General features: G+C 69.2%; 3 protein-coding genes. All 3 read right to left on the reverse strand.

Annotated elements, in window-relative coordinates:
* On the reverse strand, nt 1-320 hold a 320-nt coding region (locus tag KBI5_RS23225), incomplete at its 3' end, for a response regulator (RefSeq protein WP_133057138.1).
* A gap of 118 nt (nt 321-438) precedes the next feature.
* A complete protein-coding gene (locus KBI5_RS23230) occupies nt 439-1293 on the reverse strand; it encodes a methyltransferase domain-containing protein (RefSeq protein WP_157902579.1) in 855 nt (284 codons plus the stop codon).
* Nucleotides 1290-1778, reverse strand: coding sequence for a hypothetical protein (locus KBI5_RS23235; protein WP_085016470.1), 489 nt, complete (start codon nt 1776-1778; stop codon nt 1290-1292). Before KBI5_RS23235 ends, KBI5_RS23230 begins: the two co-directional genes overlap by 4 nt.
* Between the last annotated feature and the right edge of the window lie 298 nt (nt 1779-2076).

The following is a 2076-nucleotide window of genomic DNA, read 5'->3' on the forward strand; positions in this document are numbered from 1 at the left end:
TCAATGTCCCGTTCCTCGTGCGAGGAGGTGAGCATCACCACCGGCACGGTCCGAAGCTTCGGGTCACCTTTCAGCCGTTGCAGAACCTCCAGGCCGTCGACCTTCGGYAGCTTGAGATCGAGCAGGATGACTTTCGGGTCACCGGTCGGGGGCCGGTCAGCGTAGGCGCCGGCGCGGAAGAGGTAGTCAAGCGCCTCGGCTCCATCACGGAGAACCTCGATCGACGCGACGATCCCCTTCGTACGCAGTGCGTGCAGGGTGAGTGCGACATCGTCGGGATCATCTTCCACCAGAAGAATGTCCGGTCCGACTGTGTTCACGCTGATGCCTCCTCGCCGCCATTGCTCGTGGCCATCGCCATCCGATTCTTACAGCACGAATGCGCGCCGGCTCCCACCTACGTAGCCACCTGGACGGCCAGGGCGGCTGCTTCGGYCTTCAGAACCGGCTGGCGGTGAGGTACATGACCGGTGTGGTGAACGTGATCGGCTGCTGTGCAACGGCCTGATACCAGGCGGTTGCGTACCGGTCGGCGAGGTCACGCCCCAACGACTTTCCGATCATGTCGAGGGGGGTGGGTGCCCCCGGGTGCGGCCGGCGGTGCAGATACCCTCGGACCGCGTCCTGGTCGGGCAGTGTCGAGCRCACCTCACCGAGGTGGATCGGGTCGACGCGGAACCCTGCACCAGCGGCGAGCGCGGCGGTGGTGGTCTCGCTGAATCCGGTCATGGTCCTCGCGGCCGGTGTCGCGCGGGCCGAGGCCGCGGTGATGGCCCGTAGCTCCGCCTCGGCGATTCCGATCAGGTCGGCGTCGTGCCGCCGCCGGGCGTTGACCGGCTCGAAGACCGATAGCCGACCACCCGGACGTAGCACCCGCGCGGCCTCACCCAGCACCGCGGCGAGATCCTCCAGGTAGATCAGCGTCGAGCGGGCGACCACGGCGTCCACGGACCCGTTCTCCAGTGGTAGCCGGGCCACGTCCGCGACCACCAGCCGCAGTCTTCCGCCGCCCGGCGCCGGGCGGATCTCCCGCAGCGCCGGGCCCGACCGGTCCACCGCTGTCACCGTTCCGTCCGGGCCGACACGGGAGAGCGCGCCGAGCGTCAGCAGCCCCGTGCCGGCCCCGAGGTCAACCACGTGGTCGCCTGGTGAGATCTGCGCCCCGTCCAGTACCCGGTCGCGGATCTCGGCCAGCTGGGTCTCGGTCTCCCGGYGCTGCGTGGCGGAGGTGCCCGCGAACCTGTCGGYACGCAGCCACCGCGCCGCTGCGTCCTCGGTCCGTCTCCCGGTCACAGTGCTGGGAGCGCGTGGAAGGAGAATTGGGGGCCGACCGCGTTGTCCAGCGCGTCGGCGAGCGCGTGAAGCCCGTCGGTTTTCTCCTCGTGGTAGACCGTGGCCACCTGTTCGACCTGCTCGTCGGTGAGCAGCTCCAGACCACGGCCCCCCGTCTCGAAGAACAGCTGTTCGGCCGTGCGGAACAGGTCGGCGCGCTCGTCCAGCGCCGCCTTCCGCTCGGCGATCTCGTCTGGGCCCAGCCGGCCGCGCTTGTGCTCGACCTGTTCGGCGAGTACCGCCATCCGCAGGTGTATCACCTGCTGCCGCTCGTGGTACTCCCGCGAGATGTCGAGCAGGCCTCGGATCTGCCCGTCGTCTAGGCCGATGTCGTCATGGTGGGCGAGCAGCCGGGTGAACAGTGCGCCGTCCGGCGCGACGCTGCCCGCGCCGACGTTGAACAGGTAGCCCGGGTTCGTGAATCCGGAATGGTTGACTCCGCACATGGCTGGACCCTCCGTTGGATGGGGTGGGGCATGGGGGCCTGCCGGCTGCTGCCGGGCGGGCCGGATGATGTGGCCTCGGACGGCGGYGGTATAGGGAGGGGCGCCGCCGTCCGAGGCCAGCCGCGTCGGCGCTCAGGCCCTCACCCGGATTCGTCGGGTTGTCGAGCGGCGMCTGACCGCGGCCCTCCCCAGTGCAGGTCCCTCGGGAGTCATTGTGTTTTCTCCCTCCTGCGCCGGGTGTGCGCGGCGTGTTTCCCGCCGCGTGACAGTCATGGAACACTGCGCATCACGTGGAATA

This window comes from Frankia sp. KB5 (assembly GCF_002099325.1).
Taxonomy (GTDB): domain Bacteria; phylum Actinomycetota; class Actinomycetes; order Frankiales; family Frankiaceae; genus Frankia; species Frankia casuarinae.

Bases quoted from the DNA above. Each gene is read 5' to 3' on its own strand.
- KBI5_RS23235 (WP_085016470.1), bottom strand. From the start codon at position 1,778: ATGTGCGGAGTCAACCATTCCGGATTCACGAACCCGGGCTACCTGTTC.